Below are 14,958 nucleotides of genomic sequence, written 5' to 3'. Positions count from 1 at the left end.
CTGGTCATCGTAGGACGTAGGGCTCGACGACCATCAGCGCCTGCCGGTGTAGCGCGCCGGCGAGCCCGAGCACGAAGAAGAGCGTGCCCATGGTCATCGGGAACGCGAAGGCATCGAACATGAACAGGCACGAGAAGCCGGCGCAGACCGAGCCGATGAGGGCCATGGCCAGGTCGCGGCTCGCGGGGTCCTGCAGGCCGGACCGCAGGCTCAGCAGGACCGAGACGGCCGTCAGGCCCACGAGCAGGAACGCGACCGTGCCGACGATGCCGACGGTGACCAGCAGCAGCAGGTACTGGTTGTCGAAGATGCGGTATTTCGGCAGGAAGGTCCCCAGCCCGCGACCGAACCACGGGTCGCGCCCGATGAACTCGAACGCCAGCGAGAAGCTGTCGGTGCGGGACGCGATGCTGGGGTCCTCGGCGGCCCCGGTGAACAGGCCGATGAGCGAGTTCAGGAAGTTGGGTGCGATGACCATCATCGCGAGGATTCCGGCGACGCCGACGCCGATCATGCGGAGGCGCCGCACCCGTGGCCAGCTGATGAGGCAGAAGGTGAGGCCGATGGCCGCGCCGAGATATGCGGAGCGCGACGAGGTGAGGGGGATGATCGCGGCCAGCGCCAGCGCAGGTGCCCAGCGCACGGTGGTTCTGCGATGCGTATGGAAGAAGCCGACGTGCAGCGCGATGGGGAGCAGCATCGCCAGCAGCACGCCGTACTCGATCGGATGAATCGCGGTCCCCGCCGGTCGCGGATAGCCGCCGCGGGTCGTGAGCCCGTACGCGGGGGCGCTGAACAGCCCTGGGATGCTGAGCCGGTCCACCCACAGCTGGCGCGTGGCGACCTGGATCAGGCCGAGCACGGCGATCAGCCCGCCGCAGACGGTGAGCCGCCAGATCAAGGTGTCGAGCCGCCCGCGGTCGTGGACGCCGTCCTGGGTCAGCAGGAGGGTTCCCGACCAGGATGCCAGCGCGAGCAGCGCGACGTCCGCCGGGCTGAGCTCGTCGGGGCTCAAGGGGCCGGACACCGCGAGCACGAAGCTCACGCCGACGCTCAGCACGAACACGCCGAGCGCCGCGCGGATCGGGTGCAGCCGGGTCGATCGCGGGCGGTCGACGCCGAGGAACAGGATCATCCACAGCAGCAGGCTGCCGAGCCCGAACAGCATCGACGGCGCGCCGGCGCTGCCGAGCGGGCCCAGCACCAGCCGTGAGGGGATGAACAGCAGCAAGATCAGGTAGCACGTCAGCCAACCGACCGCGTCGATCCTCGCGATCACGCGGTCGATGAGCAGCGGCAGCGATCTGCTCAATGCTGCCGCCCGCTCTCGACCGGCTGCGGGTCGGCGGCTTCCTCCTCGGCGGCCGAGGGAGCAGGTTCGTCAACAGGCGTCTCGCGGTCGCTATCGGTCGGCGCACCCTCACCGGCAGGTGCGCCCGGCTCGGGCTCGCTCGATTCACCCGGCTCGGTCCCGGACCCCGCGGCGGCGTCCGTCGCCGCCTCTGGTGCGGCCTCCCGCGTTCCCCGTCGGCCGGCGGCGCGCCGGCGTCTCGGCGGCGTCCCCTCGCGTCGTGCCCGGCGGCGCAGGACAAGTGAATCGACGGCGTACCCGACCAGCCCGGTGGCGACGAGGCCGAGAACGAGCGCGGCGATCACCATGCGGACCATGCCGGACCGGTCCACGGTCGGCTTGCTGTCGACGGTCAACGGCATCGAGGTGATGACCGCATCGGCCGGCGCATTGACCGCGGTCTGGAGCCGAGCGAGCTCGACAGGGATCTGCTTGACGAAGTGATCGAGCGCTGTCATGGCCTCCTGCGCACTCCTGGCCGTGATGTCGACGGCGATGACCGGGCCGCGGGTGGAGTCGTCGATCCCGATCTGGTACTCCGCCGTCGGCGCGACCTTGGCGACCTCCGCGCGGGCGGGGGCGCCGGAGAAGTATGCGACGAGGATCCCGGCGGGTTGCTCCAGCCCGCTCAGCAGCAGGAACGGGTTGCCGCCCGCTCCGACGGCCGACGTCGACGGGAGCAGCAGGATGAGACCGCGTGTCTGGTAGTCCGGGGGGCTTGCCTTCGCCGCACCGAAGACCATCGCTGCGGTCAGCATGAGCCCGACCAGAACGACGTACCACCGTCGACCGAGCGCACGCACGAACTCGAGCACCACTGGCTTCCCCCTCGCCCCTCGTACGGACTATCCATACAATAGTTCGCGGAGGCCGCGACGCTATGACGTTCTGGGAACTAACCCGCGCCTTGCTGCGGTTTTGGGTGGTCCTGGTGCTCGGGGCGGCGATTACCGCCGGCGCCGGGCTGCTCGTGATCCGCACCCCTGCGGTCTACTACTGCCGTGCCGAGCTGGTCTTCCTCGCGCCGACCAGCACCCTGTACCCGAACGCGTTACGCACGCAGTCCGAGGACCTCATCGACACCGCCGGCGTCGTCGCCAAGCGCGTGTCGGGTCCGGACAAGGTCACCAAGTTCGCGTCGCCCGACGTGACGCTCGTCGGGATGGGGATCCGTGACGGCTGGTCGCTGCGGCTGCCGGACACCGGCGGCCAGTGGGCGACCAACTTCGCGACCCAGGTGCTCCTGCTGGACATCGTCGGCCCGACGGCGGAGGTGGTCCAGAAGCGGCAGAACCAGATCACCGGCCGGGTGAGCGCGGAGCTGGACCAGCTGCAACGCGCCGCCGGAGTGGACCCGGTCAACGACATCACGATGATCCCCGCGCCGGAGTCGACCACCATCCACGAGATGAGCGGCAACCGGCCGCGCACGGCCGCGATGACCGCGCTGCTCGGGATGGGCGTCACGACGGCGGTCGTCGTGGTGCTGCATCGGCGACGACAGCAGGCCGTCGACCGCGCGGCGGCTGAGGCGATGGAAACGGTCGGCGCCTAGATGGCCACGTCCATCGCCGCCTCGGTCCGCCCGATCACGGCCGCCGACACGCAGCGCGTCGCGGAGTTCCTGCACCGCCATCTCAACCCCGGTGTCTCGCCTGCGCGGTGGCGCGCGGTGATGACGCCGCCGTGGCCGATGTCCGGACCGAACCGCGGGCAGATGCTCGTCACGGACGCCGGCCAGATCGTCGGCGCGTACCTCGCGGTGTACTCCACACGCCCGGAGCCGGAGCGCACGGTATGCAACCTTGCCGCCTTCTGCGTGCTGGAGCCGTACCGGCCCCTGGCACTGCGGCTGATCCGGGCCAACCTGCGCGCCAGGGGGACGGTGTTCACCGACCTGTCGCCGAGCGGAACGGTGCCCGCGATGAACGAGCGGCTGGGGTTCGCGCACCTCGACGTGGCGACCAGGCTGGTGGTCAACGCGCCGCGCCCGGCAGCCGGCTACCGCGTGGTGTCGCTGCCGGCCGAGATCGAACCGGTGCTGTCTCCGGTGGATGCCGGGTTGTACCGCGATCACCGCGATGCGGCGGCCGCGCGGCACCTGGTGGTGATCGCTCCGGCGGGTGGCCATGGCTACCTGATGTACCGGCGTGACCGCCGAAAGCGGCTGGCGCTGTTCGCCTCGCCGTTGTACGTCGGCGGTGATCCCGAGGTGCTTCGAGCGGGGTGGGGGGCAGTGGCGGCGCATCTGCTGCGCCGTGGCCTGCCGATGACCCTCGCGGAACGCCGCGTCCTGGGCTTCACGCCGCCCGGGCCCGGGCGTGCGCTCGCGGCGCCCCGGCCGAAGATGTACCGGCCGGCCGCAGCGGACCCGAACGGGATCGACTACCTCTACAGCGAGCTGGCCCTGCTCGAGTGGTGATCCCGAGCAGGGCCAGCTGGCGTGCTGTCAGCAGTGGCGGCTAGTTGGCCGGCGGGACCGCCTTGCCGTCGTCCCACAGGTTGTTCGACCACACGTTGCCGGGCGCATTGGAATCGAAGGACGTGATCGGTCCCCAGATCCCGCACTGCCCGCCGGGTCCGCGCATGAAGATGTTGTTGGTGAACTTGATGTTGTTGACACCCTGCGAGTACGGCTTGCCGGGTGTCGAACCGCCGTACGCGCAGTAGCCCATCGAGCCGTAGGGCCCACCGTCGATCAGGTTGTTCTCGATGGTGTTGTTCTGCACGATCGCGAAGTCGCCGTAGCCGGTGAGAGCCGCGGAGCAGCCGGCGTCCGGCGGCACCGGGGTCGCGTCACACGTGATCGTGTTGTGCTTGATCACGCTGCCCGCTCCCATCCGGACCGCCGACTCGTGGTCGATGCCCCGCTGGTCGGTGTACTGCCCGTGCAGGTACGAATCCTGCACCGTGCAGTTCGCAGCGCAGTTGATCGACCGGCTGCCGCCGGTCACCTCGACGCGGGTCGCCACGAAGTTCACGTCACCGATACCGGTGGCCGCCGCCTGCGGCATGCGGACCTCGCTGTCGGTCAGCGTGAACGATCCGTTGAAGTAGTCCGGGTCGCTGTAGATCGTGCCGTTGATGACCGAGTTCGTGATCGTGATGCCCTGCGCGAGGATGCGCATGTCGCAGTTGATGATCTTCTTGTCGATCACGACGTTGTTCGTCTGGATCGTGCAGGGTCCGGTGTACGTCGTCAGGGCCGTCCCATCGGGCACGCCGGTGGTCGCCGCGGATGGGAAGCTGCGTCCCAGCACGACCTTCGCGCCGGTGCTGCCGGACGGCGCCGTGGTCGTCGTCGGTGCCGCCTTCGTGGTCGTGGGCGCCGGCTGGGCCGTGGTCGTGGTCGGTGCCGGCTTCGTGGTCGTGGGCGCCGGCTGCGTGGTGGTGGTGGGCGCGGCCGTCGTGGTCGGTGCCGGCTGCGCCGGCGTGGTCGTGGGCGCCGGCTGGGCACCGGCGACCGGCGCGTACACGACGTCGACGAGGTAGTTGGTGCTGTTCCAGCTCGAGGTCGGGAACGAGCTCTTCGACCCGTACGTGTACACGCCCGCGTTGGCGGGCAGGGCGAAGCCGTTCTGGGTCCGCTGCGCGGCGAAGTCGCCCTCGATGGACGGGTAGCCGCCCTTCGGGGCGAAGTACGAGGCCACGTAGGTCTTGCCGGCGGCGAGGCTCACCGGGGTCTTCAGGGGGACCGTCCGCCACCCGGTGCTTCCCGAAGCCCGGAAGTTCACCTTGGCGAGGACGTCGCCGCTGGCGCTCCACAGCGTCGCGCGGGTCACGCCCGCCGACTGGGCGCTCTGGTAGTACTGCAGCGCGGTCACCTGCCCGGACTGCTGCGGGCTGAACTTGACACCGAGCTCGACACCGACGCGGTCGGGATCGGCGGCGACGGTGGGCGTCAACGTGTCGGCGAGGATGCCCTGGGTGGCCGCCGGTGCGGCGTTGGCGGCGGGGATGGCGGCGAGAACGCCGCCCGCGAGCAGCATGGCCAGGAGGTAGGCGAGTCCGAAGCGGCGTCGCCGCACGAGGTTATAGGGATTGCGGTACGTCATAACTATCCTTGTGGGGGATTGGGGGCATTGGAGTATCCCCAGGAATACCCGTAATAGTACGGGTGTTGAGATGGGGGTCACTCGTGTATCTACTTTCCCGCAAGGCAAGGCGCATGTAATGAGGCGCCCGACCAGGTCAGCGGCCGCTCCTGCCAGCGAGCGCCGAATGCGCAGGTGGGCGACCGTGGGACTGATCGGCTATGGCGTCGTGGTCGTGGCGGTGCTGATGCTACCGGTGTCCTATGGCGGCATCGTGAATTGGCTCACAGTGCGGCTCCAGGGGATTACCGGGTGGGCCGCCATCCGCTCGGGATGGGTGGAGTTTGCCGCCAACATCCTGATGTTCGTGCCGTTGGGCTGCTTGCTGAGCCTGCTCGCGCGGCGGCGCTGGCACGGCACGGTCCTGGCCCTGGCGCTCTCGGTCGCCGCGGAGATCGCGCAGATCGTCATTCCGTCCCGCCAGCCGAGCCTGCGGGACGTCCTCGGCAACTTCTCCGGCGCGGCGGTCGGTGCGGTGCTCGCCTGGCTGCTGGTGGCGTGGGCGCGGCGGCGCGATCGCCGGGCGGACCCCGGGACCTCGTTGGCTAGCGAAGCCGCTTGACGGCGCTCGCGACGAAGTTCCTGCCTGCGGTCGCCGACGGACGACCGGGCAGGACGCGCCGCAGAGACGCGACCGAATCCGCGGCGGTGACGCTGTACCGCGGCTGCAGCCACCAGCCGGGCAGGCTCGGGTAGCGGTCGCTGGTGGATACCGTGCGGTACCCGCAGGCCTTCAGCCGCCGCAGCGTCGTGCGGTCGTACCTCCCGAGCGGCAGGGCCGCATGCTCGATCGGTGCGCCACAGGCCTCGGCCAGGGCGCTACGGGCGTCGACGAGCTCGCGGCGAGACTCGGCGTCGCTCAACCCGCGCCACGGCACGTGTGCCCAGCCGTGGCTCCCGATGGTCATCCCCGCGCTGCGCAGCTCCCGGAGGTCCTCGGCGCTGAGGCTCGCCGCATCGTCCAGGCGGCCGGCCAGGGCGAAGAAGGTCGCCGACAGGCCGCGCTCGCGCAGGGCAGGCAGCGCCGCCTCGACGTCCGAGCGGTTCCCGTCGTCGAAGCTCAGCCGGACGTTCGGGACGCCGGCGACGGCATCGAGCATGCTCAGGAACGTCGCCTCGGCGACCCAGTAGCGGGCCTCTCCCGGTTCCCGCTCCGACGTGCAGGTACCAATGCCGTGGAAGCAGATGTTGACGATCATCGGGCCGGTCCCTTCGCTCCGCGGGTCGAGGAGTCGCGGCCCCACCCGGTGGCGCCCTCGCGTCGCGCGAGCGCCCCGGCCAGGACCGTGATCAGGACGTACGGGACGGCGGCCACGGCCAGCCGCGGCTCGCGCAGCACGACGTCGCGGAGCCAGGACCACCTGGCCGACGGCCGGACGGCGGCCGCAAGGTCACCCGCGCCGGCCGCCGCGCGCAGCTGCGCGTTGCCGCGGCGGACCCGGATCAGCCGGGCGAGCAGGTCCCGCGTGCGGTACGGCGCCTCGACGCGGATCTCGACCGTCGGCACCTGCACCTTCTCGGCCGGGGCGAACAGCGAGTCGAGGAACAGGTCGTCGGCGATCAGCGTCGGGAACTGCTCGAACCTGCCGCGTCCCGCCTCGCTCAGCGCGATCACGCCGCGCCCGAACAGCCCGGTGCGGAACGCCGGCAGCCGCTCGTTGATCGCGAAGTAGGCCTTCACGAGCAGGGGCCGACCGCGCGTGTCGATGCGACGGCGGGGCACGGCCGCCGCCACCCCCGGAGCGGCCAGAGCCGCGCAGAGGTCGCGGAGCGCGCCGTCCGGCACGACGATGTCCGCGTCCAGGTAGATGCGCGGAAAGGTGGACGCGGCGGCGTCGCCGGCGTTCAGCGCGCCGGCCTTGCCCGGTTCGGCGCGCTCGATCACCGTCACCGGCCGTTCCCGGGCGATGTCCGCGGTTCGGTCCGAGCAGCCGTTGGCGCTGACGACGACCTCGAGCGGGTGGCCATCGGATTGCGCGAGCAGCGCATCCAGGCAGCTGCCGATGACCGATTCCTCGTCGTGCGCGGCGATGATAACGGTGGTCATGGGTGTCCTGTCGTCCGTCGCGTCGGGATGCCTCGGATCCTAGCGCCGACCGCGCGAGTGCTCCTAGGCCTGCCGCGCCGCGCGCGCATGTGGGGCGATCGTGAGGCGCCGGGTTAGCCTCAATGCGCAGCGGTACCCCCCACGGCTGCCGGTCGCCCCCGTGACGGGCCCGAAGGAGCGTCGATGCCTCGCACGTGGCGATCGAGATCAACCGTCCTGCTGCTCGTCGCGCTGACCGCGACCGGATGCGCGGCGCCGGGCGCGTCCGAGCCGGGCGTCACGGCCTCGTCCAGCCCGGCCGGCGCCTCCCCGAGCGGCAGCGCCGCGGCGCCGCCGTCCGCGAGCGCGACCGCGAGCGCGAGCGGCGGCACGCCGACCGGCTCCACCGCCATCGAGCCGACGGTGAGCGTGCCGCCCACGGTGTCGCCGAAGGCCGGCCAGGAGCAGTTCCCGCCGCTGCTGGTGCTCGGGCCGATCAAGGAGGCCGGCACCGGCAGCGCCACACTCGACGGCGTCACCATCCAGACGCCCGGCGGATTCGCGCAGACCTCCACCGCGCCGCCGACCTTCACCGGCACCGGTCCCGCGACCGGCCGGACCGGCACGATCACCCTGTCGTCGACGGCCGCGCAGAGCACCGACGCGATCGCCGAGCTGAAGACGGTGGCGCCCGCGGCGCGCTTCGGCAAGGTGACGATCCCGCACGCGCTGGACGCCGCGATGAGCGAGGCGATCTCGGACGGCGTGCAGACCTGGCGGCTGCTGGTCATCACGCCCGCGAAGCGGGCGGTGACCGTCGCCGTGGCGGCGCCTCCCGCGGCGTACGACGACCTGCTGCTGGTCCAGTCGCTCAGCTCGATCGAGATCGCCGCATGAGGCACCCGCGGTTCGTCCGCGCCGGCGCGGCCGTCGTCATCGCCGTCTGCGCGCTCGCGGTCGGTGCCCTCGGCCGGCAGCCCGAACCGGCCTCGGCGACCCTCGCCGACGTCCCCGCCGCGATCTCGTCCGGCGTCTCGAGCGCCGCGAGCAAGGGCATCACGCAGTACGTCGCCGTGATCGACCGAGCCACCGGCCAGCTGGTGGGCTCGACGGCGAACTGCCACACGCCGGTGGCCAGCGAGTCGCTGTTCAAGCTCTTCGAGGCCGCCTACTACCTCCGCGCGTACGGCGGCAGCCTGCCCGCGGGGCTGTCGAACGAGCTGCGCTACATGATCGCCTACAGCGACGACGCGATCGCCAGCAAGTACTGGCGCGCCGACATCACCGGGAACATCGCCTCGGTCTACGGGCTCAGCAACACCTACAACAACCCGAGCCGCCCGGGCTACTGGGGCGCGACCCGCGTGAGCGCCTGCGACATGGCGACCTTCATGTGGCGGATGAGCAACGACCCGCTCGTCGCCGGATGGCTGATGGACGCGATGCGCGGCTCGACGACGTACGGCTCGGACGGCTTCAACCAGTACTTCGGCTGGAACACCCTGGACGGGGACCACGGGGCCAAGCAGGGCTGGGGCAATGACTCGAGCTGGACCGGCGGACCGGCGATCCACTCGGTCGGCTTCAGCGACAAGCTCCTCGGCGCGGTCCTGTCCACCGGCCCGGACAACAGCGCCACGTTCGCCGCGATGCGCGACGCCTCGACCTTCACCACGAAGCAGGTCGTCGCCGCGTCTCGCGCCAACCCGCCGTCCATCCCCGGCTACGACAACCCGACCAGCGCGGTCGGCGCCTTCGAGCAGAGCGGCACCGTCTACTTCGACGGCTGGGCCTTCGACGGCAACAACCTCGCCTGGGCGATGCCCGTGACGGTCTCGATCGACGGCGGAGCGAGCAGCACGTCCACCATCGCCGCGCTGCCGTCGCCCGAGCTGGCCGCGATGGGCATCCCCGGCAACCACCGGTTCTTCGCGGCCTGGTCGCCGACGAACACCGGCTACCACCGGGCGTGCCTGAACCTGCCCAACTACGGAGCGGGGTCGGCGCAGTACGGCGTGTCCTGCATCGACGTGTACGTCCAGGAGCATCCGGAGCGCGACGACCCCCAGGGCTACGTCACCGGCACCACGGTCTCGGCCGACGGAATCGTCAAGGTCACCGGCTACGCGTACGACCCCAGCAACCTCTACGCCTCGACCGCGACGTGGCTGGCATGGGACGGCAGGCTCGTCGGTACCCCGATCGCCAACGCGGCCACCCCGAGCCTCGCTCCGTACGGGATCCCCGGCGCGCACGGCATCCAGGCCTCCTTCGCGGCCGCGACCGGCGGTCCGCACCAGCTGTGCCTGTACGTCGTGAACATCGGCTTCGGCAAGAACGTGTGGACCAGCTGCCGGACCGTCACCGTGCCTCCTGAGTCGATCTACGACCCGCGGGGCGACTTCACCATCACCGACAGCGCCGGGGGCATCACTGCGGTCGGGTGGGCGTTCGACCAGTCCGCCTTCGGCACGCCGGTGACGATCATGTGGACCGTCGACGGCACGGTCACGGCCTACTCGTCCGCGTCGCTGCCGAGCGAGTACCTCTATCCGTACGGCGTCGGCGGCCAGCACGGCGTGCTCACCCGGCTCAACGCGGGCCCCGGCAAGCACTCGGTGTGCATGTTCGCGATCAACTTCGGGAGCGGCACCGACCAGCTGACCACGTGCCGGGACGTCACCGTCTCGTAGCCGGTGCCGGACGCTCGGCGCCCCTCCAGGACTCAGTCGCCCGATCGCCGAAGACCGAGGTACGCTGCGCGCGGGTGTGTTGCGCGCCCGCGCCGTCATCGGCCGATGAACAGCAGCGCAGGCGTCTGCAGCAGCTCCTTGATGTGGGCGATGAACTGCGCGGCGACGGCCCCGTCGACGATGCGGTGATCGAACGACGACGACAGGTTCATCACCGACCGGTTCTGCGGCCGGCCGTCGACGAGCCGCAGCTCGTCGCTGATCCGGTTCACGCCGATGATGGCCACCTCGGGAGCGTTGATGACCGGTGTGCTGACCACTCCGCCGAGGGCGCCCAGGCTGGTGATCGTGATCGTCGAGCCGGTCAGCTCGCTCAGGGTGATCGTGCCGCGGGTGGCCGACTCGGCGAGCCGCGCGATCTCCGCAGCGTGGCTCCATAGGTCCCCGTCCTGCGCGTTCCGCAGCACCGGCACCATCAGTCCATGAGGCGTCTGGGTGGCGATGCCCAGGTGGACGTCATTGAATCGCTCGAGCGTCTCCGAGGCGGCGTCGTACCGCGCGTTGAGCTCGGGCCGATCGGCGAGCGCCAGCGTCACGGCCCGCACCAGGAACGGCAGCAGGGTGAGGTGTGGCCGCCCGTCGCCCGACGCGTTCAGGCGCGCGCGCAATGCCTCCAGGGCGTCGACCTCGACCGCCTCCACATACGTGAAGTGCGGGATCTGGTGCGCCTCCTGCATCCGCCGGGCGATGTTCCGCCGCAGGCCGGTGAGCCGGGTGCGCTCGACGCCGTCGGCGGGGCGGGACGGCGCTCGCGGGTGGCGGCCGCCCTGCGCTGCGACGAGCTGCGCGTCGAGGTCTGCGTGCAGCACCCGTCCGTCCGGACCGGTGCCGCGGACGGCGGCGAGATCGATGCCCAGATCCCTGGCTCGCTTGCGAACGGCGGGTGCGGCGAGGGCACGTCGATCGCCGGCAGGGATGCGCGACGCCACGTCCGCCGGGGGTGTCGCGGCCGCCGCATCGGTCACCGGCGGCGCGTCGGTCACGGACGCCGCCTCGGTGACGGGCGGTGCCCCGGGCAGCGCCGGCCGCGGGTCGGATGCGCTCTCCGTCGCGAGGTCGACCCAGAGCAGGGGCGCGCCGACCGCCACGAAGTCGCCGACCTTCGCACCGAGGCGCAGCACGGTGCCGGACACGGGAGAGGGCAGCTCGACGGTGGCCTTGTCGGTCATCACCTCGGCGAACGGCTCGTCCTCCTCGAGCAGGTCGCCGACATCCACGCGCCAGGTGACGACCTCGGCCTGGGCGACACCCTCGCCGACGTCCGGCAGCTTGATCGCGAACTCGGCCATCACGCCTCCAGGACTCGGGCGAACGCGGCGGCGACCCGCTTCGGGCCGGGGAAGTAGTCCCACTCCTGCGCGTGCGGGTACGGCGTGTCCCATCCGGTCACCCGCTCGATCGGGGCCTCCAGGTCGTAGAAGCAGCGCTCCTGCACCTGGGCCGCGAGCTCGGCGCCGAACCCGCTGGTGCGGGTGGCCTCGTGCACGATCACGCAGCGCCCCGTCTTGCGGACGGACGCGACGATCGCGTCGACGTCGAGGGGCAGCAGCGTGCGCAGGTCGAGCACCTCGGCATCCACCCCGGACTCGCGGGCGGCGGTCAGCGCGACGTGCACCATCGTGCCGTACGCGAGCACCGTGACGTCGGCGCCGTCCCGCCGGATCGCCGCCTTCCCCAGCGGGACCTAGAAGTAGCCCTCGGGCACCTCTCCCAGTGGATGATCGGTCCACGGCTGGATCTGCGCCTCGTGGTGGCCGTCGAACGGCCCGTTGTAGATCCGCTTGGGCTCGAGGAAGATGACCGGGTCGTTGTCCTCGATCGCCGAGATGAGCAACCCCTTCGCGTCGTAGGGATTCGACGGGATGACCGTCGTGAGCCCGCAGACGTGCGTGAAGATGCCCTCGGGGCTCTGGCTGTGCGTCTGGCCCCCGTGGATCCCGCCCCCGCAGGGCATCCGGACCACCAGTGGCGCGGTGTACTCGGCGCTGGAGCGGTAGCGCAGGCGGGCCGCCTCGGAGATGATCTGGTCGAGCCCGGGATAGACGTAGTCGGCGAACTGGATCTCGGCGACCGGGCGCAGCCCGTAGGCGCCCATCCCGACCGCGAGCCCGATGATGCCGCCCTCGGCGATCGGCGTGTCGAACACCCGGCTGGTGCCGTACTTCGCCTGCAGGCCGTCGGTGCAGCGAAACACCCCACCGAAGTAGCCGACGTCCTCGCCGAACACCACGACGCGGTCGTCGCGCTCGAGCATCACGTCCATGGCCGAGCGCAGCGCCTGGTTCATCGACATGGCCGTCATCGCAAGCCCTCCATCCAGCGGCGCTGCTCGACCAGGTGCGGGGGCAGCTCCTCGAAGACGTCGTCGAAGATGCTCCGCGCGGGGCTGGTGCGCTCGTCCAGCAGCGAGCCGTACTGCTCGGCCTCCTTGGCGGCCCGCCGGACCTCGTCGCGGGCCTGCTCGACGAGCTCGCCGTGCTGCTGCTCCGACCACTCGCCGATCGCGATCAGGTGCCGCTTCAGCCGATCGATCGGATCGCCGAGCGGCCAGGCAGCCGACTCGTCGGCCGGGCGATAACGCGACGGGTCGTCGGACGTCGAGTGGGCGGCCACCCGGTAGGTGACCCACTCGATGACGGTCGCGCCGTGGTTGGCCCTGGCTCGCTCCGCGGCCCAGCGGGTCGCGGCGACCACGGCCAGGTAGTCGTTGGCGTCGACCCGCAGCGCGGGCAGGCCGTAGCCGATCGCCCGCGCGGCGAAGGTCGTGTGCTCGCCGGAGGCGATCGACTGGAACGTGGAGATCGCCCACTGGTTGTTGACGACGTTGAGGATCACCGGCGCGCGGTACGTCGCGGCGAACGTCAGGGCGTGATGGAAGTCGGCCTCGGCGGTCGCGCCTTCCCCCACGACTCCGGACGCGATCCGCGTGTCGCCGCGGATCGAGGACGCGACGGCCCAGCCGACCGCCTGCACGTACTGGGTCGCGAGGTTGCCGGAGATGGTGAAGAAGTCGACGTCCTTCGCCGAGTACATGATCGGCATCTGCCTGCCGTGCAAGGGATCACGCTCGTTCGAGAGCACCTGGCACATCATGCTGACCAGCGGCCACCCGCGCGCGATCAGCCAGCCCTGCTGGCGGTACGTCGGGAAGAACATGTCGCCGGGCCGCAGCGCCAGCGCGTGGCCGACGGCGAACGCCTCCTCGCCGGTGCACTGCATGTAGAACGAGGTCTTGCCCTGGCGGTGCGCGGTGAGCATGCGCGCGTCGTACGCGCGGGTGAGCACCATCGCGCGCAGCCCGGCGCGCAGCTCCTCGGCGCCGACGGAGGGCGCCCAGTCCCCGACGGCCCGCCCGTCGTCGTCCAGGACCCGCACCAGCGAATAGGCGTAGTCCGGGATGTCGGCCGCCGCGACGGCCGGATCGGGCCTCGGGACGGCGCCGGCAGGTGGAATCGGCAGATACGAGAAATCGGGGCGATCACCGGGCCGTGCCGGAGGGCTCGGCAGGTGGAATCGCAATCCGTCGTCTGGAGTGCTGCGTTGCGCATCCACACCCTCAGTTCACCACTAACCGGCGCCATCGGCCAGAGGCTCGCCCCTCGGCTAGAGGGTGATGCCCCAATCGGCCACGACCGAGTCGTTTCCCTCCCCGGCCGGGCCCGGGGTGCTCGGCAGCCCCGGAGCGCTCCGTGAGAAGTGCGGTGCCGGGCCGGCCTGCGGCGTGCCCGCCAGCTCGATGACCGAGCCGCGCGCCCGCAGGTGCTCGTTCTGGGCCGCCTCGTCGAAGTCGAGCACGGGCGTCACGCAGGCGTCCGTACCGGCGAAGTGCGCGGCCCAGTCGTCGCGGGTCCGCGTGGCGAAGATGGCGGCCAGCTTCTCCGACATCTCCGGCCAGGTGCTCTTGTCCAGCTGCGGCGGGATGCCGGTGAGCTCCAGGCCCGTCACCAGGTCGGCGTAGAACTGCGGCTCGATCGCGCCCACCGCGACGAACTTGCCGTCCGAGCAGGTGTACGTGCGGTAGAAGTGCGCGGCCCCGTCGAGGATGTTGTCCTGGCGCCGGTTCCGCCAGGCACCGTTGGCCAGCAGCGACCAGATGGGCTGGCTCAGCGAGGCCACGCCGTCGACGATGGCCGCGTCCACGACCTGGCCGCGGCCCGAGGACTGTCGCTCGAAGAGTGCCGCGAGGATGCCGAGCACCAGGTACAGCGACCCGCCGCCGAAGTCACCGACCAGGTTCAGCGGGGGAGCGGGCGGCGCGTCGGGGGTCCCCATCGCGTGCAGGGCGCCGGTGAGACCGATGTAGTTGATGTCGTGCCCGACCGACGACGCCAGCGGACCGTCCTGGCCCCACCCGGTCATCCGCGCGTAGATCAGCCCGGGGTTCGAGTCCGCGAAGTCGTCCGGGCCGTAGCCCAGCCGTTCGGTGACGCCGGGACGGAAGCCGTCGATGACGACGTCGGCCTTGGCGATCAGCGCCTTGACCAGAGCCAGCCCGTCCTCGGTCTTCACGTTGGCGGCGACGGAGCGCACGCCCCGGCGTCCCCACTCGATCGATCCCTCGGGCCCGATCTTCAGCCCGCCCGATGGGCGCTCGACGCGGACGACGTCCGCGCCCAGGTCGGCCAGCAGCATCGCGCCGTGCGGTCCCGGGCCGATGCCGCCGAGCTCGACAACTCGAAGTCCAGTCAGTGGGCCAGGCATAGATTCTCCTCGATAGTCAGCGGGCTCCGGCGA

15 protein-coding genes are annotated in these 14,958 nt (G+C 71.1%); 5 read left to right on the top strand and 10 right to left on the bottom strand.

The genetic code is table 11. The features are described from left to right. Positions 1-4 precede the first annotated feature (4 nt). Together F8A92_RS03710 and F8A92_RS03705 are read right to left on the bottom strand one after the other, a co-directional pair. Entirely contained in the window at positions 5-1,312 is a 1,308-nt protein-coding gene (locus F8A92_RS03710; RefSeq protein WP_153503471.1) for an O-antigen ligase family protein, read from the bottom strand. Then, the gene (locus tag F8A92_RS03705) at positions 1,309-2,169 is read right to left on the bottom strand and encodes a hypothetical protein (protein WP_153503469.1); all 861 of its coding nucleotides are present in this window, start codon (positions 2,167-2,169) and stop codon (positions 1,309-1,311) included. Before F8A92_RS03705 ends, F8A92_RS03710 begins: the two co-directional genes overlap by 4 nt. Before the next feature lie 62 nt (positions 2,170-2,231). Here F8A92_RS03705 and F8A92_RS03700 point away from each other — a divergent pair, with 62 nt between their 5' ends. Then, positions 2,232-2,906 (top strand): hypothetical protein, encoded by a 675-nt coding sequence (locus tag F8A92_RS03700; RefSeq protein ID WP_194291344.1) that lies wholly within the window; start codon positions 2,232-2,234, stop codon positions 2,904-2,906. Next, positions 2,907-3,773 carry a hypothetical protein gene (locus F8A92_RS03695; protein ID WP_153503467.1) on the top strand — a complete coding sequence of 289 codons (867 nt, stop codon included), beginning with the start codon at positions 2,907-2,909 and terminating at the stop codon, positions 3,771-3,773. It abuts the gene before it with no gap. Positions 3,774-3,813: 40 nt separating this feature from the next. Here the strand turns inward: F8A92_RS03695 and F8A92_RS03690 are convergent, their stop codons facing one another. Next, a complete protein-coding gene (locus F8A92_RS03690) occupies positions 3,814-5,406 on the bottom strand; it encodes a DUF4082 domain-containing protein (protein ID WP_153503465.1) in 1,593 nt (530 codons plus the stop codon). Positions 5,407-5,590: 184 nt separating this feature from the next. Here F8A92_RS03690 and F8A92_RS03685 point away from each other — a divergent pair, with 184 nt between their 5' ends. After that, positions 5,591-6,007 carry a VanZ family protein gene (locus F8A92_RS03685; RefSeq protein WP_194291343.1) on the top strand — a complete coding sequence of 139 codons (417 nt, stop codon included), beginning with the start codon at positions 5,591-5,593 and terminating at the stop codon, positions 6,005-6,007. Here F8A92_RS03685 and F8A92_RS03680 read toward each other — a convergent pair. Then, on the bottom strand, positions 5,991-6,644 hold the full coding sequence (locus F8A92_RS03680; RefSeq protein ID WP_153503461.1) for a polysaccharide deacetylase family protein: 654 nt from the start codon (positions 6,642-6,644) through the stop codon (positions 5,991-5,993). The two genes, F8A92_RS03685 and F8A92_RS03680, sit on opposite strands and share 17 nt — an antisense overlap. Beyond that, positions 6,641-7,492 (bottom strand): glycosyltransferase, encoded by an 852-nt coding sequence (locus F8A92_RS03675; RefSeq protein WP_153503459.1) that lies wholly within the window; start codon positions 7,490-7,492, stop codon positions 6,641-6,643. The genes F8A92_RS03680 and F8A92_RS03675 overlap by 4 nt, the downstream gene beginning before the upstream one ends. A 183-nt stretch (positions 7,493-7,675) precedes the next feature. On the opposite strand from F8A92_RS03675, the gene F8A92_RS03670 reads away from it, so the two are divergent. Then, a complete protein-coding gene (locus F8A92_RS03670) occupies positions 7,676-8,368 on the top strand; it encodes a hypothetical protein (protein ID WP_153503457.1) in 693 nt (230 codons plus the stop codon). Beyond that, positions 8,365-10,164, top strand: a complete 1,800-nt coding sequence (locus F8A92_RS03665; protein ID WP_153503455.1) for a hypothetical protein — start codon at positions 8,365-8,367, stop codon at positions 10,162-10,164. Before F8A92_RS03670 ends, F8A92_RS03665 begins: the two co-directional genes overlap by 4 nt. 95 nt (positions 10,165-10,259) lie before the next feature. On the opposite strand, the gene F8A92_RS03660 is transcribed toward F8A92_RS03665, so the two are convergent. Genes F8A92_RS03660 through F8A92_RS03645 form a run of 5 tightly spaced genes read right to left on the bottom strand, consistent with a single transcriptional unit; the run spans position 10,260 to position 14,925 of the window. Continuing rightward, positions 10,260-11,513 carry a dihydrolipoamide acetyltransferase family protein gene (locus tag F8A92_RS03660; protein WP_153503453.1) on the bottom strand — a complete coding sequence of 418 codons (1,254 nt, stop codon included), beginning with the start codon at positions 11,511-11,513 and terminating at the stop codon, positions 10,260-10,262. Continuing rightward, positions 11,513-11,887 carry a transketolase C-terminal domain-containing protein gene (locus tag F8A92_RS19430; RefSeq protein WP_228389174.1) on the bottom strand — a complete coding sequence of 125 codons (375 nt, stop codon included), beginning with the start codon at positions 11,885-11,887 and terminating at the stop codon, positions 11,513-11,515. Before F8A92_RS19430 ends, F8A92_RS03660 begins: the two co-directional genes overlap by 1 nt. 21 nt (positions 11,888-11,908) lie before the next feature. Continuing rightward, complete coding sequence (locus F8A92_RS19425; protein WP_228389164.1) at positions 11,909-12,526, bottom strand: alpha-ketoacid dehydrogenase subunit beta; 618 nt, start codon at positions 12,524-12,526, stop codon at positions 11,909-11,911. Continuing rightward, complete coding sequence (locus tag F8A92_RS03650) at positions 12,523-13,776, bottom strand: thiamine pyrophosphate-dependent enzyme (protein WP_228389163.1); 1,254 nt, start codon at positions 13,774-13,776, stop codon at positions 12,523-12,525. Before F8A92_RS03650 ends, F8A92_RS19425 begins: the two co-directional genes overlap by 4 nt. 51 nt (positions 13,777-13,827) lie before the next feature. Beyond that, on the bottom strand, positions 13,828-14,925 hold the full coding sequence (locus F8A92_RS03645) for a CaiB/BaiF CoA transferase family protein (protein WP_153503451.1): 1,098 nt from the start codon (positions 14,923-14,925) through the stop codon (positions 13,828-13,830). Positions 14,926-14,958 lie beyond the last annotated feature (33 nt).

It is taken from the genome of Cumulibacter manganitolerans, assembly GCF_009602465.1.
Classification (GTDB): domain Bacteria; phylum Actinomycetota; class Actinomycetes; order Mycobacteriales; family Antricoccaceae; genus Cumulibacter; species Cumulibacter manganitolerans.
Note: the sequence above shows the minus strand (reverse complement) of the source record. Positions and strands in the feature narration are given on the sequence as shown.